We start from the raw sequence: 589 nt of genomic DNA, 5'->3' as shown, positions 1-589 counted from the left end.
TGCGGCTTGACCCCTTTTTTGCGCTGGTTTGCTTTTAGGTTGTCGAGTTTACGCTGACTGCCCATCGCCGCATCTTCTGCTGAACGATGAAACGGCGGGTTACAGGTCGTCACATCAAAGCGATCATTTGGCTGAATTACACCGCGATAGATGTGTGACTCACTCATTTGTTGTACGAGTTCAATTTTTCCGTTTAACGCGACGTTGCGTTCAACGATATTGGCTGCGGAGTCTATGGATTTCGGATCAACATCGCTGCCCGTATAGTGCCAGCCATATTGAGTAACACCGACGATCGGATAAATACAGTTTGCTCCAACACCCACATCCAACGCGCGTACGTTCTGATGACGGTATTTCCCTTTGACTTCACCATCAAGCAGTTCTGCCACTCGGTGAATGTAGTCCGCTCGACCAGGAATTGGTGGGCATAAATAGTGCTCAGGAATATCCCAAAAATCAATGTCGTAATACGCCGTGAGAAGTGCTTTGTTAAGTATTTTCACTGCATTCGGGTCAGAGAAGTTGATTGAATCCTCGCCTTTAGGATTCTTGATAACAAACGATGCCAGCGATGGCTCACTGGCGA

Annotated in this window: 1 protein-coding gene; it reads right to left on the bottom strand. The window is 47.5% G+C overall.

Translation table 11 applies throughout. The features are described from left to right. Window positions 1-589 (bottom strand): RlmF-related methyltransferase (locus R8N49_RS28915; RefSeq protein ID WP_318190674.1); only part of this gene is annotated, 589 nt, incomplete at both ends.

It is taken from the genome of Vibrio sp. 1978 (assembly GCF_033344345.1).
Note: the sequence above shows the minus strand (reverse complement) of the source record. Positions and strands in the feature narration are given on the sequence as shown.